Annotated in this window: 21 protein-coding genes; 9 read left to right on the top strand and 12 right to left on the bottom strand. The window is 62.0% G+C overall.

Going from position 1 to position 20,746, the window contains the following annotated elements; genetic code table 11:
- Positions 1-7: 7 nt before the first annotated feature.
- The 5 genes from dgoD to GJU48_RS00155 all read right to left on the bottom strand — a co-directional run bounded on the left by dgoD (position 8) and on the right by GJU48_RS00155 (position 4,269).
- Positions 8-1,156: a galactonate dehydratase gene (gene dgoD, locus GJU48_RS00175; protein ID WP_017137927.1), complete on the bottom strand. Its 1,149-nt coding sequence runs from the start codon at positions 1,154-1,156 to the stop codon at positions 8-10.
- A 61-nt stretch (positions 1,157-1,217) separates the two neighbouring features.
- The gene (locus tag GJU48_RS00170) at positions 1,218-1,838 is read right to left on the bottom strand and encodes a 2-dehydro-3-deoxy-6-phosphogalactonate aldolase (protein WP_094949712.1); all 621 of its coding nucleotides are present in this window, start codon (positions 1,836-1,838) and stop codon (positions 1,218-1,220) included.
- Between the two features lies 1 nt (position 1,839).
- A complete protein-coding gene (locus GJU48_RS00165) occupies positions 1,840-2,799 on the bottom strand; it encodes a 2-dehydro-3-deoxygalactonokinase (RefSeq protein WP_094949713.1) in 960 nt (319 codons plus the stop codon).
- A 162-nt stretch (positions 2,800-2,961) separates the two neighbouring features.
- Positions 2,962-3,288, bottom strand: coding sequence for a DOPA 4,5-dioxygenase family protein (locus tag GJU48_RS00160; protein WP_094949714.1), 327 nt, complete (start codon positions 3,286-3,288; stop codon positions 2,962-2,964).
- 30 nt (positions 3,289-3,318) lie between these two features.
- Entirely contained in the window at positions 3,319-4,269 is a 951-nt protein-coding gene (locus tag GJU48_RS00155; RefSeq protein WP_094949715.1) for a choline sulfate utilization transcriptional regulator, read from the bottom strand.
- Between the two features lie 103 nt (positions 4,270-4,372).
- Between GJU48_RS00155 and betC the strand changes: the two genes are divergently transcribed.
- The 3 genes from betC (at position 4,373) to GJU48_RS00140 (ending at position 8,558) form a co-directional block, all read left to right on the top strand.
- Positions 4,373-5,884: a choline-sulfatase gene (gene betC, locus GJU48_RS00150; protein ID WP_094949716.1), complete on the top strand. Its 1,512-nt coding sequence runs from the start codon at positions 4,373-4,375 to the stop codon at positions 5,882-5,884.
- Positions 5,885-5,902: 18 nt separating this feature from the next.
- The gene (choX, locus tag GJU48_RS00145) at positions 5,903-6,817 is read left to right on the top strand and encodes a choline ABC transporter substrate-binding protein (protein ID WP_094949717.1); all 915 of its coding nucleotides are present in this window, start codon (positions 5,903-5,905) and stop codon (positions 6,815-6,817) included.
- 172 nt (positions 6,818-6,989) lie between these two features.
- Positions 6,990-8,558, top strand: a complete 1,569-nt coding sequence (locus GJU48_RS00140; RefSeq protein ID WP_094949718.1) for a SulP family inorganic anion transporter — start codon at positions 6,990-6,992, stop codon at positions 8,556-8,558.
- 128 nt (positions 8,559-8,686) lie between these two features.
- Here the strand turns inward: GJU48_RS00140 and aroE are convergent, their stop codons facing one another.
- Both aroE and hemF read right to left on the bottom strand, forming a co-directional pair.
- Positions 8,687-9,505 carry a shikimate dehydrogenase gene (gene aroE / locus GJU48_RS00135; RefSeq protein ID WP_094949719.1) on the bottom strand — a complete coding sequence of 273 codons (819 nt, stop codon included), beginning with the start codon at positions 9,503-9,505 and terminating at the stop codon, positions 8,687-8,689.
- Positions 9,505-10,437, bottom strand: a complete 933-nt coding sequence (hemF, locus tag GJU48_RS00130; protein ID WP_094949720.1) for an oxygen-dependent coproporphyrinogen oxidase — start codon at positions 10,435-10,437, stop codon at positions 9,505-9,507. Before hemF ends, aroE begins: the two co-directional genes overlap by 1 nt.
- Positions 10,438-10,596: 159 nt before the next feature.
- On the opposite strand from hemF, the gene GJU48_RS00125 reads away from it, so the two are divergent.
- A complete protein-coding gene (locus tag GJU48_RS00125) occupies positions 10,597-11,574 on the top strand; it encodes a quinone oxidoreductase family protein (protein WP_094949721.1) in 978 nt (325 codons plus the stop codon).
- Between the two features lie 133 nt (positions 11,575-11,707).
- On the opposite strand, the gene GJU48_RS00120 is transcribed toward GJU48_RS00125, so the two are convergent.
- The 3 genes from GJU48_RS00120 to GJU48_RS00110 form a co-directional block, all read right to left on the bottom strand.
- Positions 11,708-12,265, bottom strand: a complete 558-nt coding sequence (locus tag GJU48_RS00120) for an L-threonylcarbamoyladenylate synthase (protein WP_094949722.1) — start codon at positions 12,263-12,265, stop codon at positions 11,708-11,710.
- A gap of 54 nt (positions 12,266-12,319) precedes the next feature.
- Positions 12,320-13,414, bottom strand: coding sequence for a DNA-processing protein DprA (gene dprA / locus GJU48_RS00115; protein ID WP_094949723.1), 1,095 nt, complete (start codon positions 13,412-13,414; stop codon positions 12,320-12,322).
- A 63-nt stretch (positions 13,415-13,477) separates the two neighbouring features.
- Positions 13,478-14,245 (bottom strand): peptidoglycan-binding protein, encoded by a 768-nt coding sequence (locus tag GJU48_RS00110; protein ID WP_094949724.1) that lies wholly within the window; start codon positions 14,243-14,245, stop codon positions 13,478-13,480.
- Positions 14,246-14,380: 135 nt separating this feature from the next.
- Between GJU48_RS00110 and def the strand changes: the two genes are divergently transcribed.
- The 5 genes from def (at position 14,381) to GJU48_RS00085 (ending at position 19,060) form a co-directional block, all read left to right on the top strand.
- Positions 14,381-14,887, top strand: coding sequence for a peptide deformylase (gene def, locus GJU48_RS00105; RefSeq protein ID WP_094949725.1), 507 nt, complete (start codon positions 14,381-14,383; stop codon positions 14,885-14,887).
- A gap of 69 nt (positions 14,888-14,956) precedes the next feature.
- Positions 14,957-15,910, top strand: a complete 954-nt coding sequence (fmt, locus tag GJU48_RS00100) for a methionyl-tRNA formyltransferase (protein WP_094949726.1) — start codon at positions 14,957-14,959, stop codon at positions 15,908-15,910.
- The gene (gene rsmB, locus GJU48_RS00095) at positions 15,907-17,217 is read left to right on the top strand and encodes a 16S rRNA (cytosine(967)-C(5))-methyltransferase RsmB (RefSeq protein WP_094949727.1); all 1,311 of its coding nucleotides are present in this window, start codon (positions 15,907-15,909) and stop codon (positions 17,215-17,217) included. Before fmt ends, rsmB begins: the two co-directional genes overlap by 4 nt.
- A 21-nt stretch (positions 17,218-17,238) precedes the next feature.
- Positions 17,239-18,612: a Trk system potassium transporter TrkA gene (gene trkA, locus GJU48_RS00090; RefSeq protein WP_094949728.1), complete on the top strand. Its 1,374-nt coding sequence runs from the start codon at positions 17,239-17,241 to the stop codon at positions 18,610-18,612.
- Positions 18,613-18,748: 136 nt separating this feature from the next.
- Positions 18,749-19,060, top strand: coding sequence for a hypothetical protein (locus GJU48_RS00085; RefSeq protein ID WP_094949729.1), 312 nt, complete (start codon positions 18,749-18,751; stop codon positions 19,058-19,060).
- A 133-nt stretch (positions 19,061-19,193) separates the two neighbouring features.
- Here GJU48_RS00085 and GJU48_RS00080 read toward each other — a convergent pair whose 3' ends face one another.
- On the bottom strand, positions 19,194-20,081 hold the full coding sequence (locus tag GJU48_RS00080) for a lysophospholipid acyltransferase (RefSeq protein WP_094949730.1): 888 nt from the start codon (positions 20,079-20,081) through the stop codon (positions 19,194-19,196).
- A 40-nt stretch (positions 20,082-20,121) separates the two neighbouring features.
- Positions 20,122-20,679 (bottom strand): DNA-3-methyladenine glycosylase I, encoded by a 558-nt coding sequence (locus tag GJU48_RS00075; RefSeq protein WP_094949731.1) that lies wholly within the window; start codon positions 20,677-20,679, stop codon positions 20,122-20,124.
- Positions 20,680-20,746 lie beyond the last annotated feature (67 nt).

Here is a 20,746-nt window from a genome sequence, read left to right as displayed (position 1 = left end):
GAGGGGCTTACCACTCGGCAAAGCTGCCATCGGCATGGCGCCAGATCGGGTTGCGCCAGCGGTGGCCGATGGCCGCACGCTCGATCACATATTCCTCGTTGATCTCAATACCCAAGCCTGGCCCGTTGGGGATCTTCACGAAGCCCTTGTCATAGTCGAACACGCCAGGGTCGCGCACGTAGTCGAGCAGGTCGTTGCTCTCGTTGTAGTGAATGCCCAGGCTTTGCTCCTGGATAAACGCGTTGTAACAAACCGCGTCCAGTTGCAGGCACGCCGCCAGGGCAATCGGGCCGAGCGGGCAGTGCAGGGCCAGGGCCACGTCGTAGGCTTCGGCCATGTTGGCGATCTTGCGGGTTTCGGTGATGCCTCCGGCGTGGGAGGCGTCCGGCTGGATGATGTCGACGTAACCTTCGCTGAGCACGCGCTTGAAGTCCCAGCGCGAGAACAGCCGCTCGCCCAAGGCAATCGGCGTGCTGGTCAGCGGCGCCAGTTCTTTGAGCGCTTCGTAGTTTTCGCTGAGCACCGGCTCTTCGATAAACATCAGTTTGTACGGGTCGAGCTCTTTCATCAGCACCTTGGCCATGGGCTTGTGCACGCGGCCATGGAAGTCGACGCCGATGCCGACGTTAGGGCCCACCGCATCGCGTACGGCGGCGACGTTGGCCAGGGCCAGGTCGACTTTTTCGAAGCTGTCGACGAACTGCAGTTCTTCGGTGCCGTTCATTTTCACCGCGGTAAAACCACGCGCCACCGCCTCTTTGGCAGCACGCGCAGTGTCGGCCGGCCGATCGCCGCCGATCCACGAATACACGCGGATCTTGTCGCGCACTTGGCCGCCGAGCAGGTCGCTGACCGAGACGCCCAGCGCCTTGCCCTTGATGTCCCACAGCGCCTGGTCGATACCGGCGAGGGCACTCATGTGCACCGCGCCGCCACGGTAGAAGCCGCCGCGGTAGAGCACTGTCCAGATGTCTTCGATATTGCGTGGGTCTTTGCCGATCAGGTAGTCGGAAAGTTCTTCGACGGCAGCGGCCACGGTGTGGGCGCGGCCCTCGACTACGGGCTCACCCCAGCCGGTCACGCCTTGGTCGGTTTCGACCTTAAGGAAGCACCAGCGCGGCGGGACGATGAAGGTCGTCAGTTTAGTGATTTTCATCTTCTTATCTCTCTTGTCGATGCAGCGCCGAAGGCGCAAAGCTTGAAATCAATTCAGGGCATCAGTTCAACGCGTTCCAGGCAGCGACATACGCCTGGGCACTGCTCGCCACTTGATCCACGGACATGCCCGGCTTGAACAACCCGGAACCCAAGCCGAAGCCCTTGGCGCCCGCGTCGAAATACACCTGCATGTTGTCCGGGGTCACACCGCCCACCGGCAGCAACAACGTGCCCGTCGGCAGTACCGCCAGCCACGCCTTGATTACACCCGGGCCCATTTGCTCAGCCGGGAACAGCTTCAACACGTCGGCGCCTTCGGCCAGTGCGGCGAAGGCTTCGGTGGGCGTGGCCACACCCGGCGACAGGTACAAGCCCGCCGCTTTCGCTGCGCGCAGCACCTTGGCATCGCTGTGGGGCATGACGATCACTTTGCCGCCGGCGGCTTTGACCTGCTCGACCTGCGCAGGCGTCAACACCGTGCCTGCGCCGATCAGGCAATCGGCGGGCAGGCTGTCGCGCAGGGTGCGGATGCTGGTGTAAGGGTCCGGCGAATTGAGCGGCACTTCGATCACGCGAAAGCCGGCCTGATAGAGCACCTGGCCAATCGCCTCGGCTTCGTCTGGCCGTACGCCGCGCAGGATTGCGATCAAACCGTTGTGTGCGAGTGCTTGCTTGAGCATGTCAGGCCTCCAAGACAGGTTGAGTAAGCCCGGCGGCCACTGCCAATTGCCACAGGCCGTGTTCGCTGGCCTCTTGCGCCAGGCTGACGTGGGCGAAGCCGCAGAGGGCGAGGGCACGTTGGTAGCGGGCGCAGAGCGGGGCGTTACCGACCAGAACGATGGGTTTATGTTTGGCGTGCTCGGGCAAACCGGCGAGTTCATGGCCAATCAGCAGGCCGGACAGGTAATCCGCTTGCTGGTCGGGGGCCAGTTCGGCGGTCAGCCCCAGGGTGCGGGCGCTGAACACGGTTGAGAGCACGCCGCGCTGCCCGTCTTTGGAGAGCGCCACGTTTACGCCGCGATCAAAAGCCTCGGCCTGGAAGTGTTCGGAGGGCTTTTGCGTACGCCCCAGAATGCTGTGCTTGCTCAGCACCGCGAACAGCTCGCCGGTCATGAAGGTGTCAAAGTGTGTGATGCAGCCATCCGCCACCTCGACCCATTTGGAATGGCTGCCGGGCAGGCCGATCAATACCTGCGCAGCGAGACCTTGCAGCACGCCCAGTACCTGGGTTTCTTCACCGCGCATCACGTTGGGCAAGCCGACCTGTTCGATCACGCCGGGCACGATATGCACCTCCACACCGCGCAGGCTGCGTACGGAGTGCAGGGCCTGGCTGAGGCTGGCGACATCAACCGGCGTATTGCGATAGGCCGCTTCGCTCCAGCCTTGGGCGCTGCCGACCATGCCACAGGCGATCACCGGTAGGCCGGGCTCGGCATCCAGCCAGTCGCCGCAAGCTGCATCGAACGCCAACTCGAAGCCATCGCTGCAACGCACGCCAGCAATCTCCCGGGGTTCGCTGGGCAGGTGCATGATGCCGAACCCCAGCGCGCGCTGTTCGAGCACCCTGCCGGCTGGGCCGAGTTTATAAGCACGAAGGGAGCTGGTCCCCCAGTCGAGCGCGATCAATTGCGCCTGCATCGCTTCACCTGAAATGAGTGGGTGCTGAAAAAAGCAGATGGGCGAATATAAACCTATGCCTGGCAATATCTCAATATATAAATATCAGTCCCACATATAGGGTTTAAACATAAAAAATCCCATCGCCTTTGCATAAGGGGATGGGATTTTTATCAGCAGTGGTTAAAAAACAGACAAATCCAGCTCGCGCATCGCCCCCATCCAGATCGCGTAATCGGTGTGATCCTTCAAGTCATCGCCGGTCTCGGGGTGCAGGAACACCACCAGCCCGTCGCGATGCAGGGCCAGCCACGGCAACACCACGCCGATGTATTCCGGCTCGAACGCCAGCTGGCAGCTCCAGTCCGGGTGCGGGCCCACCGGGCGCTCATGCACGCGGCCCATGCGCAGCGGAAACAGCTTGGCCGCGTCTTCGCAGAGCCTGCGCGCCTGGTCGATGGTGCTGGCGTCGAAGTAGATATGGGCGTGGTAGCCCTTGATACGTTGCATGGCGAAATCCGGATCCGATATGCGCCGATCCTAGACCGCAATCGACGGCAGGGCCAGCCCAGTCAGCGACTGCACGTTGCTGGCTTGCTCGGCCACCAGCCAGTCGACAAAGCGCTCGACCAATTGCCCCCTGCGTTTGCGCTGCGGCTGCACCACGTAGTAACCGAAGCGCGAGATCACCGTGTCGCTGATCGGCCGGCACAGCCACTCCTGTTCCAGCAAGTTATCCACCAGGTGGCGCCAGCCGATGGCCACGCCCTGGCCAGCAATGGCGGCCTGGATCAGCAGGGTGTAGTTGTCGAAGCGCAACTGGCCGGGTGTGGGTGCGGTGGTAATGCCCAGCTCGCGAAATATGCCGTTCCAATCGAACCACTGGCTGTTGTTTTCCTGGCGCAGGTGCAGCAAGGGGTAGTCCTGCAACGTCTGCACGGTCAGCGGCGTGGTGCGGTCCTTGAGCAGTTGCGGGCTGCACACCGGAAACGCTTCCTCGTTGAACAGCCACAGGCTGTCGCCTTGCTTGAAGCGGCCGTCGCCAAACAGCACCGCCACATCGATATCGCTGCGCAAGGTCGCGTGGTTGCGCTGGCTGGTGACCAGGCTGACGTCCACTTGCGGGTTGGCGGCGTGGAAGCGGTGCAGACGCGGCATCAGCCAGTAGGCGGCGAAGGCGAAGTCGGTGGCCACTTGCAGCACTTCATGCTGGTCCTGCTGGGTGATCACGCTCAGGCCGTGGTTGATGGCCTGCAAGCCGCCCTGGACGTGCTCGAATAACAGCGCGCCCGCGTCGGTCAGCTCGATGCCCCGGTAGATCCGATCAAACAAACGCAGCCCAAGCTGTTCTTCCAAGCGCTTGATCTGCTGGCTGATGGCCGGTTGGGTAGTGCCCATGTCCATCGCGGCAGCGGTAAAGCTGCGGTGGCGCGCCGCGGCCTCGAAAGCGCGCAGCAGGTCGAGGGATAAATCGCCGAGGGCTTCATACATAAGCTGTGCTTATCCTAGACATTGCTTTTCATGGGCTTTACCCCATTTTCCATGGGCCGCATGCTGATTCGCATAAACACCGCCTATGGAATGCCGAAGACTCATGAAGCGCAAGAACATTCTTTTCATCATGGCCGATCAAATGGCCGCGCCGATGCTTCCGTTCTACGGACCTTCTCCGATCAAGTTGCCCAACCTGAGCCGCCTCGCCGAGCAGGGCGTGGTGTTCGACGCCGCCTATTGCAACAGCCCGTTGTGCGCGCCGTCGCGCTTCACCCTGGTCAGCGGCCAGTTGCCGAGCAAGATCGGCGCCTACGACAACGCGGCGGATTTTCCCGCTGATGTACCGACTTATGCCCACTACCTGCGCCGCCTCGGCTACCGCACCGCGCTGTCGGGCAAGATGCATTTCTGCGGGCCAGACCAATTGCACGGCTTTGAGGAGCGCCTGACCAGCGACATCTACCCCGCCGACTATGGCTGGGCGGTGAACTGGGATGAGCCGGACGTGCGCCCCACCTGGTACCACAACATGGCCTCGGTGCTGCAAGCCGGGCCGTGCGTGCGCACCAACCAGCTGGATTTCGATGAAGAGGTGGTGTTCAAGGCCCAGCAATACCTGTTCGACCATATTCGTGAAGACGGCGACCAGCCGTTCTGCCTGACCGTGTCGATGACTCACCCACACGACCCGTACACCATTCCCAAGCCGTTCTGGGACCTGTACGACGACAGCGACATCCCAATGCCTACGACACCAGCCCAGGCCGACCTCGACCCGCATTCCCAGCGCCTGCTGAAGGTTTACGACCTGTGGGACAAACCGCTGCCACTGAACAAGATCCGCGATGCGCGCCGCGCGTATTTCGGCGCGTGCAGCTACATCGACAGCAATGTCGGCAAGCTCCTGCAAACCCTGGAAGACACCGGCCTTGCCGACGACACCATCATCATCTTCTCGGGCGACCACGGCGACATGCTCGGCGAGCGCGGCCTCTGGTACAAAATGCACTGGTTTGAAATGGCCGCCCGCGTGCCGCTGCTGGTCAGTGCGCCGGGGCAGTTTGCCACTGGCCGCGTGAGCAAAGCCGTGTCCACCGCCGACCTGTTGCCGACCCTGGTGGAACTGGCCGGCGGCGAGTTGGACCCGCGTTTGCCGCTGGACGGCCGCTCACTGGTCCCGCACTTGCAGGGGCTGGGCGGGCACGACGAAGTGTTCGGCGAATACATGGCCGAAGGCACCATCAGCCCACTGATGATGATTCGCCGTGGCGCGTACAAATTTATCTACAGCGAAGACGACCCTTGTCTACTGTTCGATCTACACAACGACCCGCACGAGCGGGAGAACCTCAGCCAGTCAGCGGAACACCGAGCACTGTTCGAGGCGTTTTTGAGTGAGGCGCGGGCCAAATGGGACATCCCGGCGATCCACCAGCAGGTGCTCGCCAGCCAACGCCGTCGTCGCCTGGTGTTTGAGGCGCTGACCCAAGGCAAGCTGAAGAGCTGGGATCACCAGCCACTGGTGGACGCCAGTCAGCAATACATGCGCAACCATATCGACCTCGACGACCTGGAGCGCAAGGCACGTTATCCACAACCCTGCCAACACTAATAAAACAGAGGGAAGGCCATGCAAAAGTTGACTGCAGTGTTGGGTATGTTGGTGCTGACTAGCGCCAATGTGTACGCGGACACCCGCTGTGACACGGTGAAGATGGCCGACCCCGGCTGGAGCGATATCGCCGCCACCAATGCCATCACCGGTTTTCTGTTGAACGGCATGGGCTACAAGGCCAAGGTCGACACCCTGGCGGTGCCGATCACGTTTGGCGGGCTCAAGGACGGCCAGGTGGATGTGTTCCTGGGCAACTGGATGCCGGCGCAGCAGGGCTTCTATGACAAGTTCGTGGCTAACGGTGACGTGGTGCAACTGGCGAAAAACCTCGACGGCACCGAGTTCACTCTCGCCGTGCCGGACTACGTGTGGGACGCCGGTGTGCATGACTTTGCCGACTTGAATAAATTCGCGGGCAAATTCGATAAGAAGATCTACGGCATCGGCTCCGGCGCACCGGCGAATATCTCGCTGCAGGAGATCATCAAGAAGAACGACTTCGACCTCGGCCAATGGAAGCTGATCGAGTCGAGTGAACAGGCGATGCTGGCCGAAGTGTCGCGGGCGGTTAAGAAACAGAAATTCGTGACCTTCCTAGGCTGGACGCCGCACCCGATGAACGTGCAGTTGAAAATGCATTACCTCAAGGGCGGCGAGAAGTACTTCGGCGACACCGGCAGCGTGTATACCTTGACCCGCAAGGGTTATGCACAGGCCTGCCCGAATGTCGGGAAACTGCTGACCAACCTGAGCTTCACCCAGGACATGGAGAACAGCATCATGGCCGAGGTGGTCAACAAAAAGGTCAGCAATGCCGATGCGGCGAAGGCGTGGATCAAGGCGAATCCGGCGGTGCTGGACAAGTGGCTCGATGGCGTAAAAACCGTGGATGGCCAGGATGCGTTGGCGGCGGTAAAAGCCAAGCTCTAACCCCCGAAATGATCATTCCCACGCTCCGCGTGGGAATGCATCCTGTGACGCTCCGCGTCACGACCTTAAGAGCGAACGCGGAGCGTCCCTGGACCGGCATTCCCACGCAGAGCGTGGGAACGATCATTAGCAGCCTGATACCCTGGCTCAAACCTTTCAACCCGAGTCTGCGATGCCCCGGCCCAACCGCCATACACTCTTCCCCTTCCTCGCCTGGCTGCCACGCCAAACCCGCGCCAGCGTCGGCCGGGACGCGATGGTCGGCCTCAGCGGCGCCGTGCTCGCGCTGCCGCAGTCGATTGCCTACGCGCTGATCGCCGGTCTCCCACCTGAATACGGCTTGTACGCCGCCATCATTCCGGTATTGATCGCCTGCCTCTGGGGTTCCTCCTGGCACCTGATCTGCGGCCCGACGGCGGCGATTTCCATCGTGCTCTACGCCAGCGTCAGCCCCTTGGCCGTGCCTGGGTCTCAGGACTACATCACGTTGATCCTGTTGCTGACCTTTCTCGCCGGGGTTTTCCAGTGGCTGCTGGGGATGCTGCGCTTCGGCGCACTGGTGAATTTCGTCTCCCATTCGGTGGTACTTGGGTTCACCTTGGGCGCCGCCGTGGTGATTGCCTTGGGGCAGCTACCCAACCTGCTTGGGCTGGATTTGCCGAGCCAGGCCACGGCAATCAAAAGTTTGCTGGCGCTTATCGATCACGGCGGCGAGTGGGACCATGCCTCCCTCGTCCTAGGCTTGAGCACCTTACTGGTGGGCGCGTTGCTCAAGTACTGGGTCCCACGCTGGCCGACGCTATTGATCGCCCTGGCGTTGAGCAGCTTGGTGGCGTGGCTGTGGCCGGCGATGTTCGGGCATGTGGCGCGGGTCAGTTCGTTTGTGGGCAAGCTGCCGCCGTTCAGCCCATTGCCGCTGGACCTGGACATGCTCCTGCGCCTGCTGCCCAGTGCCGTGGCGGTGGGCATGCTGGGGCTGGTGACCAGCCTGTCGATTGCGCGCTCGTTGTCGGCGCGTTCGCAGCAATTGCTCGACGCCAACCAGGAAGTCCGTGCGCAGGGTTTATCCAATATCGTCGGCGGATTTTTCTCCGGCTACCTGTCAGCCGGTTCCTTTACCCGCTCCGGCCTGAGCTACGAAGCGGGCGCATGCTCACCCTTAGCAGGCGTGTTTTCCGCCTTGTGGGTGGCGTTGTTCGCGCTGTTCGGCGCGGTGTTGATCGCGCACATTCCAATCCCCAGCATGGCGGCGAGCATCCTGCTGATTTGCTGGGGCTTGGTGGATCATCGTGGCATTCGCGCGTTGTTCCGCGTGAGCCGCGCCGAGTTTGTGGTGATGAGCCTGACGTGCGTCGCCACCTTGCTGCTGGAGCTGCAAACAGCGATTTACGCCGGGGTGCTGGCCTCGCTGTTTTTCTACCTCAAGCGCACCTCGCAGCCGCGCGTGCAGCAGTGGCGTGATGGCGACGAGGATGTGTTGCGGGTGGGGGGTTCGATCTTTTTTGGCGCCAGCCATTACCTGCAAGTGCGCCTGCAAAGCTTGCAGGGCGAGCGGGTGGTGATCGAGGCGCAGCAGATCAACTTTATCGACTATTCCGGGGTGGAGATGCTGCATCAGGAGGCGCGGCGGCTTAAGGGGTTGGGGCGTAGCCTGACGTTGCGCAGGGCCCGGCCGCAGGTGGTGGAAGAGTTAAAAAAACTTGAAGGGCCCGACAACTGCCCCCTCCATTTCGAAGACTGAACGCAGTTAAAACTGTGGGAGCTGGCTTGCCTGCGATGCAGACGACTCGGTCAGTCAGTTAGACCGAGGCGATCCAATCGCAGGCAAGCCAGCTCCCACATTTTGACCGTGCCCACATTGGCTTTGTGTCAGGCCAACTGGCGGCGCAACTCAGCCAACACCGGCGCCGAATCCGGGCGCACACCGCGCCACAGGAAGAACGCTTCCGCCGCCTGCTCCACGAGCATGCCCAAACCATCCATCGCCACGGCTGCGCCTTGCTCTGTAGCCCATCGGCAGAACGCGGTGGGCGCCTTGGCGTACATCATGTCGTAGCAGAACGTCTTACCCGGTTCGATCAGGCTGCCGGCAATCGGCGGTACATCGCCTGACAGGCTGGCGGACGTGGCATTGATGATCAGGTCCACCGGCTCACGCAGCCAGTCGAAACCGCTGGCCGACACCGGGCCCAGGTCGTCGAACAGCTCGGCGAGCAACTCGGCCTTTTCTACCGTGCGGTTGGCGATGATCAGCGACGCCGGCCGCTCGGCGAGCAACGGCTCCAGCGCCCCGCGTACCGCGCCACCGGCGCCCAGCAGCAGGATGCGTTTGCCTTGCAGGCTCAACCCGGCATTCACCATCAGGTCGCGCACGAGGCCGGCGCCGTCGGTGTTGTCACCCAGCAACGTGCCGTCGGCCAGCTTGCTCAGGGTATTCACCGCCCCGGCGCGCAGGGCGCGTTCGGTCAGGCTGTTGGCCAAACGGTAAGCGTCTTCCTTGAACGGCACGGTGACGTTGGCGCCACGGCCTTGCTGAAAAAACTCACGGGCACAGCCTGTGAAATCTTCCAGCGGCGCGAGCAAGGTGCTGTAGTCCAGTTGCTCACCCGTCTGCTCGGCAAACATGCGGTGAATCAGCGGCGACTTGCTGTGGCCGATGGGGTTGCCGAACACGACATAACGGTCCATCAGACAGCCGCCGTGGGCGTGGCGAGGCCAAGCCAGTCGCGGTCTTGCAGGAAGTAATCGGTGAGGCGCGCCTCTTCGCTGCCGGCCTCAGCCTTCCAGTCGTAACTCCAGCGTACTTGCGGCGGCAGCGACATCAGGATCGACTCAGTGCGCCCGCCCGATTGCAGGCCGAACAGGGTGCCACGGTCGTAGACGAGGTTGAACTCGACATAGCGCCCACGGCGGAACTCTTGGAATTGACGCTGCTGTTCGGTGTAAGCCATGGCCTTGCGGCGCTGCACGATCGGCAGGTAGGCGTCGATGTACGCATCGCCGATGGCGCGGATGAAGGCGAAGCAGGTGTCGAAGTCCCACTCGTTCAAGTCATCGAAGAACAGGCCGCCGATGCCGCGCGGTTCGTTACGGTGCTTGATATGGAAGTAGGTGTCGCACCACGCCTTGTAGCGCGAGTACACGTGCGGCCCGAACGGCGCGCAGGCCTGCTCGGCCACGCGGTGCCAGTGGATGCAGTCTTCTTCATTGGCGTAGTAGGGCGTGAGGTCGAAGCCGCCACCGAACCACCACACCGGTTCTTCGCCGTCTTTTTCGGCGATGAAAAAGCGCACATTGGCGTGAGACGTCGGCACATGCGGGTTGTGCGGGTGGATCACCAGCGACACGCCCAGGGCTTCGAAGCCGCGACCGGCCAGCTCAGGGCGATGGGCACTGGCGGACGGTGGGAGGCCGCTACCGAATACGTGGGAAAAGTTAACGCCGCCTTTTTCGATGACCGTGCCGTTTTCGATCACACGGGTGCGACCGCCGCCGCCGGCAGGCCGGGTCCAGGCGTCTTCGATAAAGCGAGTGTCCGTCTCGAAGGTTTCCAGGGCGCTGCAAATGCGGTCTTGCAGGTCTAGCAGGTAGGCTTTAACAGCCTCGGTGCGGGTAGTCATGGCATCACCTTGAATCGGGCAAAGCTACGCGAGGCCATTGGGCGTCGGCGGCAAATGGGCGCACAGGATACCACCGCACCCGGCTTCGCCGCAGTTGACGAAGGTCAAGCTTAGGAGTGGGATAGAGGGCTACGCGATTCGACCTCAGGAGAAGTGCAGATGGCCAAACGTATCCAGTTCCGTGCCCATGGCGGCCCCGAAGTACTTGAGTATGTGGACTACACGCCGGCAGAGCCTGGCCCGCAGCAGGTTCGTGTGCGCAACGAGGCCATTGGCCTGAACTTCATCGACACTTATTTCCGCAGTGGCCTTTATGCACCGCCCGCGCTGCCATCGGGCTTGGGCGCCGAAGGTGCCGGCGTGGTCGACGCGGTGGGCAGCGAGGTCACGCAATTCAAAGTCGGCGACCGTGTGGCCTACGGCAGCGGCCCGCTGGGTGCCTACAGCGAGCTGCATGTGTTGCCCGCCGCCAATCTGGTGCACTTGCCGGACGATATCAGTTTCGAGCAAGCCGCCGGCGCGATGCTCAAGGGCCTGACCGTGCAGTACCTGCTGCGCCAGACCTATGAATTGAAGGGCGGCGAAACCATCCTGTTCCACGCCGCGGCTGGTGGCGTCGGTTCGCTGGCCTGCCAATGGGCCAAGGACTTGGGCGTGAAGCTCATCGGCACGGTGAGTTCGCCGGAAAAAGCCGCGCTGGCCAAATCCCTCGGCGCCTGGGAAACCATCGACTACAGCAAGGAAAACGTCGTACAACGTGTACTGGAATTGACCGACGGCAAAAAGGTGCCGGTGGTGTACGACGGCGTCGGCAAGGACACTTGGCTGACCTCGCTGGACAGCGTAGCGCCACGTGGGCTGGTGGTGAGCTTCGGGAATGCATCGGGCGCGGTGGATGGGGTGAACCTGGGAATTCTGGCGGCCAAGGGCTCGCTGTATGTCACCCGGCCGACCTTGGCGACCTATGCCAGCAATCCGAAGGATCTGCAGGCGATGGCCGATGACCTGTTCTCGATGATCAAGAGCGGCAAGGTGCGCATTGATATCAACCAGCGGTTTTCGCTGGCGGATGCGGCAAAGGCGCAGACTGAGTTGTCGGGGCGGCGGACGACTGGGTCGACCATCCTCCTGCCATAAAGGCTTAAGACAGTTGTTGATCTGAAGGGCCCCATCGCGGGCAAGCCCGCTCCCACATTTTGACTGTGTTCCTTCAGTTGGAATGCAGTCGAATGTGGGAGCCGGGCTTGCCCGCGATGGCCGCGCCTCGGTCTCAAGAAGGCCGCACCACCTCACCCGTCGCCAAATCGCGAATCAGGCTCGGGTTCTTGCGCCCACCCAAGGCGCCACCCAACACCCGATCGACCTGGCCACGGAAATACTGCTCCACGCGAAGCCGTGTGCGCGCCGCCGGGCGGCCTTGCGGGTTGGCAGACGTGGAAATCAGCGGCCCCACCAGCGAGCACAGATCCCGCACCAGCGGATGATCACTCACCCGCAGCGCCACCGTGTCATGCACACCGGTGACCCATTCAGGCAACAAGTCCTGATGCGGCACCAGCCAGGTATTTGGCCCAGGCCAGGTGCTGGCCATGCGCTCGATCCAGGTGTCCGGGAAGTCTTCAAAGAGAAAATCGAACTGGCGGATATTGTCCGCCACCAGGATCAGCCCCTTGTCCACCGACCGATTCTTGATCGCCAGCAGCCGGTCCACCGCTGCTTCATTCCACGGGTCGCAGCCAAGGCCCCAGACCGCTTCGGTCGGGTAGGCGATCACCGCGCCTGCGCGAATTTCTCGTGCGGTTTCCAGCACACGCCACCTGTTGACCATTGCTCACTCTCCGGACTAAAGCTCTGCGCAGTTTACCGATCTTCGTTACAAAACCTAGCAGCGCGCAAGCCAGCGCCCGCTTTCGCAGATCACCTGGCCTTCGAGCTCAAGCTCGGTGAGGGCCGCCAGCACTTGGGACAAAGGTCGCCCACTGGCAATGGCTAAGGCTTCACTGGTGTGAGGCGCAGCGTGCAGCAGCGCCACCAGCGGATGAGTGACCGGCATCGGTGCCGGACGGGACAGCGCCTGCCAGCCGCGTAACCCGTCCAAAATATGCTCGATGGATTCCACCAGTGTCGCGCCATCGCGGATCAACTGGTGACAGCCCTTGGCGCCGGGATGATGGATGGAACCCGGGATCGCATACACCTCACGCCCTTGCTCAGCCGCCAACCGCGCGGTGATCAGCGAACCGCTGGCCATGCTGGCTTCCACCACCAGCACGCCCAGTGACAGGCCACTGATGATCCGGTTGCGCCGGGGGAAGTTCGCGGCCTGGGGCGCAGCATCCAGCGGAAACTCGGAAACCACCGCGCTGCCTTGGGCAATCATCGCGGCGGCGAGCTTTCGGTGGCGCTGTGGATAAAATTTTTCAAGCCCGGTGCCGAGCACACCGATTGTCTGGCCGCCAACGTCCAGGGCTGCCTGATGCGCCGCGCCATCTATGCCCAACGCGAGGCCACTGGTGATGACAAAACCGGCACTCGCCAGGCTGCGGGAAAAGGCGGCGGCAGTGTCCATGCCGGGGCGCGAAGCACGGCGGCTGCCGACCATGGCCAACTGCGGTTTTTCCAGGATTTTCGGGTCGCCGGCGACGAATAACAACGGTGGCGCGTCGTCTATCTGGGCGAGTAAGGCAGGGTACTCAGGCTGGTCCCACATCAGCAAATGCTGGGCCGGGTGCTCCAACCACGCCAAAGCGTGAGCGGCACCGTCACGAATTACAGGGCTACACCGGGCATCGGCGCTGATGGCCGGCAACCCGAGGGAACGCCAAGCACTGGCCGGGGCGCTGATGGCCTTTGAAGCAGACCCAAACGCCTCGATCAATACACCAAAACGCTTGGGGCCCAGTTCTGGCAGCCTGTGCAAGCGTAGTCGGGCTTCCAGTTCTGACGGGGAAATTTCACTGCTGTTTATCGGATACATTTGATCATCCTTGACCGGAACAAGCTGTGGATAACTCTGTTGGTAACTTATTTAGCAGCCTATTTATTGTGTTTGTTGGGCAGTCTCGAATCTGTCCCTCACGGCCAGGGCGCGTGAGGCACTTAGCACCAGGCCATAACTGAGCTTTTCATAGGTGCGGAACACCACCAGGGTGCCGGCGCGCTCGTCGGGGAGTTGGGTTGAAGCGCCGGTAAGGGTGTCGCGTACACTGGCGCCCGCTTTGATCACGGCCAGCAATTGGCCTTCAACCAACCCATCGCGGCGGCCCTTGTTCAAGGTCACGGCGTCCAGCACACCTATCTGGGTGACGCCTTTGGGAACGTCGATGATGTGCCCTTGGACAAACCGCGCAGGTTTCAGGGTGGCCGGCTCGGCGGGCGGTTCGGCGCGCAGGAGTCGATCGCCAGGACGTACTTCCTGGGTGACCCGTTGCACCGCCAGGGTGGTGAGGTCGCCCGCCATCACAAAGCGTGCGGTGCCGATGTCGTCGGCGTTGATGCCCAGCAGTTCCTGGGTGTCGGGGTCGGTGTAGGCCTTGCCACGGCGAAAGATCCCATACTGTGGCTGGGTCGGGTCCAGGACGCCTCGTGCATACACACGCTCGCCGTTGGCGCCCAGCACTCGACCCGCGTCGGCCGCGACAATGTAAGGCGCGTTGTCCAGGTCCTGGGCCGTATCGAGAATGCGGTTGTGCAGTAAGAAGTGCTGGATAGCCTGTTGCGTCGCCTGTTCCAGGCGCTGGCCGGGCTGTGGAATCATGGCCATGGTGAGCGGCGCCCACAACAGCAAGACGAGTAGCGATTTCCTCATGGGGTGAATCTCCTTTATTATGTACGTTCGCGTGAAATGCCATAGCCTTCGCGGCTTTCGAACCTTTCACACCGGCTGCCTGGGTCCATCCCACCGCCGATTTGCCTCTACCTCACATGTGCAGCAATTACGCTTATGGCTATTTTGAACATCCTCGAATTTCCCGACTCGCGCCTGCGCACGATCGCCAAACCGGTGGCCGTAGTGGACGACAAGGTTCGTCAGTTGGTCGATGACATGTTTGAAACAATGTATGAAGCCCCGGGCATCGGCCTCGCCGCGACCCAGGTCAACGTGCATCAGCGCGTCGTGGTCATGGACCTGTCGGAAGATCGCAGCGAACCGCGGGTGTTTATCAACCCTGAGTTCGAACCGCTGACCGATGAGATGGGCGAATACCAGGAAGGCTGCCTGTCGGTGCCGGAGTTCTACGAGAACGTTGAACGCCCGGTGCGCGTGAAGATCAAGGCGCTGGACCGTGACGGCAAGCCCTACGAGCTGATCGCTGAAGGCCTGCTGGCGGTGTGCATCCAGCACGAATGCGACCACCTCAACGGCAAGCTGTTTGTTGATTACCTGTCCACGCTTAAACGCGACCGGATCAAGAAGAAGCTGGAAAAAAAGCATCGCCAGCAAGCTTGATGCCCTTCTTCCAAAGGCTTGCTGCGGCAAGCCTTTTTCTTTTGTGACTGTTTTTAACCGAGACCTCCCATGACCGAGCCACTGCGCATTGTTTTTGCCGGCACTCCTGAATTTGCTGCCGAACACCTTAAGGCGCTGCTTGCCAGCCCTTATGACATCGTCGCGGTGTACACCCAGCCGGATCGCCCGGCCGGTCGCGGGCAAAAACTGATGCCGAGCCCGGTCAAGCAGTTGGCGCTGGAGCACAACATTCCCGTGCTGCAACCGCCGACCCTGCGTAACGCCGAGGCTCAGGCGGAGATGGCGGCGCTGACACCGGACCTGCTGGTGGTGGTGGCCTATGGCTTGATCCTGCCCCAGGCCGTGCTGGATATCCCACGCCTGGGCTGCATCAACAGCCACGCTTCGCTGCTGCCACGCTGGCGCGGTGCGGCGCCGATCCAGCGCGCCGTGCAAGCCGGTGACAGCGAAAGCGGTGTGACCGTGATGCGCATGGAGGCGGGCCTGGACACCGGCCCGATGCTGCTGAAAGTCACCACCCCGATCACCGCCCAAGACACCGGCGGCAGCTTGCACGACCGTCTCGCCGAGCTGGGCCCGCCGGCCGTAATCCAAGCCATCGCGGGCCTGGCTGCCGGTACCCTGGAAGGCGAAGTGCAGGACGACAGCCTCGCCACCTACGCCCACAAACTCAACAAAGACGAAGCGCGCATCGACTGGAGCCGCCCGGCCGTAGAGCTGGAGCGCCTGGTGCGCGCCTTCAACCCGTGGCCGATCTGCCACAGCACCCTCGACGGCGAAGCGTTGAAAGTGCTGGCCGCCACCTTGGCTGAAGGCAAGGGCGCCCCCGGTGAAATCATCGGCGCCAGCAAAGAAGGCCTGTTGGTCGCCTGCGGTGAACAGGCGCTGTACCTGACGCGTCTGCAATTGCCCGGCGGTAAAGCGCTTAATTTCAGCGATTTGTTCAACAGCCGTCGTGAGAAATTTGCCCTGGGCACGGTTCTCGGGGCGGTCGCTCAATGAACCCGCGTCTGGCCGCCGCCAAGGCTCTCGCCGCCGTGCTCAACGGCAAGGCTTCGTTGAACAGCTCATTGCCCACGCAGATGGATAAGGTTGAAGACCGCGATCGCGGTTTCACTCAGGACCTGGCCTTTGGCACTGCCCGCTGGCAGCCACGCTTGTCGGCGCTGGCGGCCAAGCTGCTGCAAAAGCCGTTCAAAGCGGCGGATGCCGATGTGGAAGCACTGCTGCTGGTCGGTCTTTATCAGTTGCTCTACACCCGCGTGCCGGCCCACGCCGCCATCGGTGAAACCGTCGGTTGCGCCGACAAGCTCAAAAAGCCTTGGGCCAAGGCCCTGCTCAACGCCGTGCTGCGCCGCGCCCAGCGCGAGAGCGAAGCGCTGCTGGCCGAGCTGGAACATGACCCGGTGGTGCGCACCGCTCACCCGCGCTGGCTGCAAAAATCCCTGAAAGCCTTCTGGCCTGAGCAATGGGAAGCCATTTGCGCGGCCAACAATGCGCATCCGCCGATGATCCTGCGGGTCAACCGTCGTCATCACAGCCGTGACGCTTATCTGCAATTGCTCACCGCCGCCGGCATCAACGCCACGCCGTGCGTGTACAGCCCCGACGGCATCGTGCTGGAAGCGGCCACCGACGTGCGCGCCTTGCCGGGCTTTGCCGAAGGCTGGATCAGCGTGCAGGACGAAGCCGCGCAATTGGCCGCCGACCTGCTCGACCTGGCGCCCGGCCAGCGCGTGCTTGATGCCTGCTGCGCACCGGGCGGTAAGACCTGTCACATTCTGGAAGTCGAAAAAGACCTCGCCGGTGTGGTTGCTGTCGACCTTGAAGCCAAGCGCCTGGTGCGCGTGCGCGAAAACCTCGCGCGCCTGGGGCTGAGCGCCGACCTGATCGCCGCCGATGGCCGCGACACCGCCACCTGGTGGGACGGCAAACCCTTCCAGCGCATCCTGCTCGATGCACCCTGTTCCGCCACCGGCGTCATCCGCCGCCACCCGGACATCAAGCTGACCCGCCAACCCGACGACATCGCCGCCCTGGCCGTGCTGCAAGGCGAACTGCTCGACGCCCTGTGGCCAACCCTGGAAGTGGGCGGCATCCTGCTCTACGCCACGTGCTCCACCTTGCCCACCGAGAACACCGAGGTGATCGAAGCCTTCCTCGCGCGCACCAGCGGCGCGCGCGAACTGGACCTCGCCACGGCAGCCGGCATCAAGCAGCCCCACGGCCGCCAGTTGCTCGCACAGGAAGGCGGACACGATGGCTTCTACTACGCCAAACTGATCAAGATTGCCGCCGCGCGCGGCTAATGGTTTTAAGGGAGTGACCGGATGAAAATCATCATCCTTGGAGCAGGGCAGGTTGGCGGCACGCTGGCCGAACATTTGGCCAGCGAAGCCAACGACATCACCGTGGTCGACACTGATGCCGAGCGCCTGCGTAACCTCGGCGACCGCCTGGACATCCGCACCGTGCAAGGCCGCGCGTCATTCCCGACGGTGCTGCGCCAGGCCGGTGCCGACGATGCCGACATGCTGGTGGCGGTGACCAACAGCGACGAGACCAACATGGTCGCCTGCCAGGTCGCTCACACCCTGTTTCACACGCCGACCAAGATCGCCCGCGTCCGTGAGGCGGCCTACCTGACCCGTGCAGGGCTTTTCGACAACGACGCGATTCCCGTGGACGTGCTGATCAGCCCTGAGCAAGTAGTGACCCACTACATCAAGCGCCTGATCGAAATTCCGGGTGCCTTGCAGGTGATCGACTTCGCCGAAGGCAAGGCGCAATTGGTCGCTGTAAAAGCCTATTACGGCGGCCCGCTGGTGGGCCAGCAATTGCGCCAGCTGCGCGAACACATGCCGAATGTGGAAACCCGCGTAGCGGCGATTTTCCGTCGCGACCGGCCGATCCTGCCTCAGGGCGATACGGTGATCGAAGCAGACGACGAAGTGTTTTTCATCGCCGCCAAAGCGAATATTCGCGCGGTGATGAGCGAAATGCGCCGTTTGGATGAGACTTACAAACGCATCGTCATCGCCGGCGGTGGGCAAATCGGCGAGCGTTTGGCCGAGGCCATCGAGAGCCGCTACCAAGTGAAGATCATCGAGATGAGCCCGGCACGTTGCCGGCATTTGTCCGACACCCTGGACAGCACCGTCGTACTGCAAGGCAGCGCCTCGGACCGCGACCTGTTGATGGAAGAGAACATCGCCGACGCCGATATCTTCCTGGCCCTGACCAACGATGACGAGGCCAACATCATGTCCTCGCTGTTAGCCAAGCGGCTGGGGGCGAAGAAGGTGATGACCATCATCAACAACCCGGCCTATGTCGACCTGATCCAGGGCGGTGATATCGACATCGCCATCAGCCCGCAGTTGGCGACCATCGGCACCTTACTCACCCACGTGCGCCGTGGCGATATCGTCAGCGTGCACTCCCTGCGCCGGGGCGCGGCGGAAGCCATCGAGGCGATTGCCCATGGCGATTCGAAATCGAGCAAGGTGATTGGCAAGGCCATCCGCGACATCGGCCTGCCGCCGGGCACCACCATTGGTGCGATTATTCGTGACGAAGAGGTGATCATCGCCCATGACGACACCGTGATCGCCACGGGTGACCATGTGATCCTGTTTCTGGTGGATAAGAAACATATCCGCGATGTGGAGAAGCTGTTCCACGTGGGGTTGAGCTTCTTCTGATCAAAACATTCAGGTGAGCCTGCCGCCGTCATCGCGGGCAAGCCCGCTCCCACAGGCGATCGCGTTCCTACTGTGGGAGTGGGCTTGCCCGCGATAACGATATTGAAAGCCCTACCTAGCTAAAGGACACACAGCCATGCTCGAATCCCTGGAAAAAATGCTCGCCAAGGGTGTGGATAATTCGTTGCTACGCTTTGGCTTGGGCAAGGGTTATCTGGACGTGAAGGACAACGCCAAGGCGGCAGAGCATTTGCAAAAGTGTGTCGAGTTTGACCCGAAGTATTCGGCGGCGTGGAAGTTGTTGGGCAAGGCGCAGCAAGGGTTGGGCGATAGCGCCGCAGCACGTAACGCTTGGGAGAAGGGCATCGAAGCGGCCCAGGCCCATGGCGACAAGCAGGCCGAAAAAGAGATGACGGTGTTCCTGAAGAAACTCGACCGCCAGGCTTAATCGGAACCAAATGTGGGAGCGGGCTTGCTCGCGAAGGCATAGTGTCAGCCACCTAATGTGTGTCTGATACACCGCATTCGCGAGCAAGCCCGCTCCCACATTGGTTTTGCATCGACCGTAAGTCAGTCGTATATCAGTACCACCGCGCCTCACCCGGTGGGCGTTTCTTGAAGCGCTTCATGCTCCACATGTACTGGCTCGGATAAGCCCCGACATACCGCTCCACCACTTTGCTCATCGCCGCGCAGGACGTGGCTGTGTCGGTGCTGTACATGTCTTCCGGCGCCGCTTCGAGGATCACTTTGTAGCCCGAACCGTCCGGCAGCCGCAGCGCATGCAGGAACACGCCCACGGCCTTATGGCCCGCGAGCATGTTCGGCACAAACTTGCTGGTCAGTGCCTGGGTGGCGAAAAACGGCACGAAGATACCGGCCGATTCCGCCGGCTCCGGGTCGGCAGGAATACCCACCTGGCCACCTTTGCGCACTTCCTTGATCACACTCAGAATGCCTTCCTTGGTCGACGCGGCTACACGGTTGCCCAGTTGCACACGCTGTTTGCGCAGCAAGTCGTCCACGGCCTTGAGCTTGGGCGGGCGGTAGAAAATGATCGGTTTGCACTGGTTGCAATAGAAGTGGTTCAACACTTCCCAGTTGCCCAGGTGGCTGGTGATGCCGACCACGCCTTTGCCCGAGGCCAGGGCCTCATGCAGCACTTCCAGGCCTTCGACTTCACGCACCAGGTCGATGGAGCGCTGGGCCGGCCAGATCCAGGCGCAGGCGCTTTCGGTCAGGGACTTGCCGATGTCCATCAGGCTCTGGCCAACCAGGCGCTCACGCGCGGCCGGGTCCATGTCCGGGAAGCACTTGGAGAGGTTGATCCGCACCGTCTCGCGGGAGCGGTTGGGGGTTTTCCACATGATCCAGCCAATCGCCGTGCCGACGGCTTGAACAGCGCGCCAAGGCAACAGGGCAAACAACCGAAGAGCGCCTACCAGCAAGGCGCCTTTAAACTTTTCCACAGGTCACTCCTGATCGTGTGTGGTGCGCAAAGCCGCCATTCTAACCGGCGTTGGCCAAGTCCGCGTAACGGTCGCAGTCCTGGGTGTGATCCATGACCATCCCCGAGGCCTGCATGAACGCGTAGCAAATGGTCGGCCCGACGAACGTGAAACCGGCTTTTTTCAAGGCACGGCTCATGGCTTCGGCCTCTGGCGTGATAGCCGGGACCTGGCTGCGATCCGTAAAGTGATTGACCTTGGGCACGCCGCCGACAAACGACCAGAGCAAGCCCACCGGGTCTTCCAGCGCCAGCCAGGCCGCGGCATTGCGGCGGGTAGCATTGAGCTTCAGACGATTGCGTACGATACCCGGGTCGAGCATCAGTGCTTCAATTTCAGCATCGGTCAGCTTGGCTAAACGCGGTGCATCAAAGCCGAACAAGACCTTTCGATAATGTTCGCGTTTGCGTAAAACAGTGATCCAGGACAGGCCCGCCTGGAACCCTTCGAGCAAAAGCAACTCGAACAGACCCTGCGCATCGCGCAGCGGCGTTCCCCACTCCTGATCGTGATAAGCCATGTACAGCGGATCTTCAGAACACCAAAAGCAGCGTGGCATAAGGCTCCAGGGAGTGGTGGCAGGGCCGAATCGGGTATACTCCCGCTCTTTAAATCGCAGCCCAAGT

Source organism: Pseudomonas sp. IB20, from assembly GCF_009707325.1.
Taxonomy (GTDB): domain Bacteria; phylum Pseudomonadota; class Gammaproteobacteria; order Pseudomonadales; family Pseudomonadaceae; genus Aquipseudomonas.
The sequence above is the reverse complement of the archived record's forward strand: the minus strand, read 5'-3'. Positions and strand labels throughout refer to the sequence as shown.

Excerpts from the sequence above, each read along its gene's own strand:
- GJU48_RS00160 (WP_094949714.1), bottom strand. The coding sequence starts at position 3,288 with ATGCAACGTATCAAGGGCTACCACGCCCATATCTACTTCGACGCCAGC.
- GJU48_RS00075 (WP_094949731.1), bottom strand. The coding sequence starts at position 20,679 with ATGCCACGCTGCTTTTGGTGTTCTGAAGATCCGCTGTACATGGCTTAT.
- GJU48_RS00120 (WP_094949722.1), bottom strand. The coding sequence starts at position 12,265 with ATGGTCAACAGGTGGCGTGTGCTGGAAACCGCACGAGAAATTCGCGCA.
- GJU48_RS00140 (WP_094949718.1), top strand. The coding sequence starts at position 6,990 with ATGCCCCGGCCCAACCGCCATACACTCTTCCCCTTCCTCGCCTGGCTG.
- GJU48_RS00155 (WP_094949715.1), bottom strand. The coding sequence starts at position 4,269 with ATGTATGAAGCCCTCGGCGATTTATCCCTCGACCTGCTGCGCGCTTTC.
- rsmB (WP_094949727.1), top strand. The coding sequence starts at position 15,907 with ATGAACCCGCGTCTGGCCGCCGCCAAGGCTCTCGCCGCCGTGCTCAAC.
- dgoD (WP_017137927.1), bottom strand. The coding sequence starts at position 1,156 with ATGAAAATCACTAAACTGACGACCTTCATCGTCCCGCCGCGCTGGTGC.
- dprA (WP_094949723.1), bottom strand. The coding sequence starts at position 13,414 with ATGTATCCGATAAACAGCAGTGAAATTTCCCCGTCAGAACTGGAAGCC.
- GJU48_RS00125 (WP_094949721.1), top strand. The coding sequence starts at position 10,597 with ATGGCCAAACGTATCCAGTTCCGTGCCCATGGCGGCCCCGAAGTACTT.
- def (WP_094949725.1), top strand. The coding sequence starts at position 14,381 with ATGGCTATTTTGAACATCCTCGAATTTCCCGACTCGCGCCTGCGCACG.
- betC (WP_094949716.1), top strand. The coding sequence starts at position 4,373 with ATGAAGCGCAAGAACATTCTTTTCATCATGGCCGATCAAATGGCCGCG.
- aroE (WP_094949719.1), bottom strand. The coding sequence starts at position 9,505 with ATGGACCGTTATGTCGTGTTCGGCAACCCCATCGGCCACAGCAAGTCG.
- GJU48_RS00110 (WP_094949724.1), bottom strand. The coding sequence starts at position 14,245 with ATGAGGAAATCGCTACTCGTCTTGCTGTTGTGGGCGCCGCTCACCATG.
- GJU48_RS00170 (WP_094949712.1), bottom strand. The coding sequence starts at position 1,838 with ATGCTCAAGCAAGCACTCGCACACAACGGTTTGATCGCAATCCTGCGC.
- trkA (WP_094949728.1), top strand. The coding sequence starts at position 17,239 with ATGAAAATCATCATCCTTGGAGCAGGGCAGGTTGGCGGCACGCTGGCC.
- choX (WP_094949717.1), top strand. The coding sequence starts at position 5,903 with ATGCAAAAGTTGACTGCAGTGTTGGGTATGTTGGTGCTGACTAGCGCC.
- GJU48_RS00165 (WP_094949713.1), bottom strand. The coding sequence starts at position 2,799 with ATGCAGGCGCAATTGATCGCGCTCGACTGGGGGACCAGCTCCCTTCGT.
- hemF (WP_094949720.1), bottom strand. The coding sequence starts at position 10,437 with ATGACTACCCGCACCGAGGCTGTTAAAGCCTACCTGCTAGACCTGCAA.
- GJU48_RS00085 (WP_094949729.1), top strand. The coding sequence starts at position 18,749 with ATGCTCGAATCCCTGGAAAAAATGCTCGCCAAGGGTGTGGATAATTCG.
- fmt (WP_094949726.1), top strand. The coding sequence starts at position 14,957 with ATGACCGAGCCACTGCGCATTGTTTTTGCCGGCACTCCTGAATTTGCT.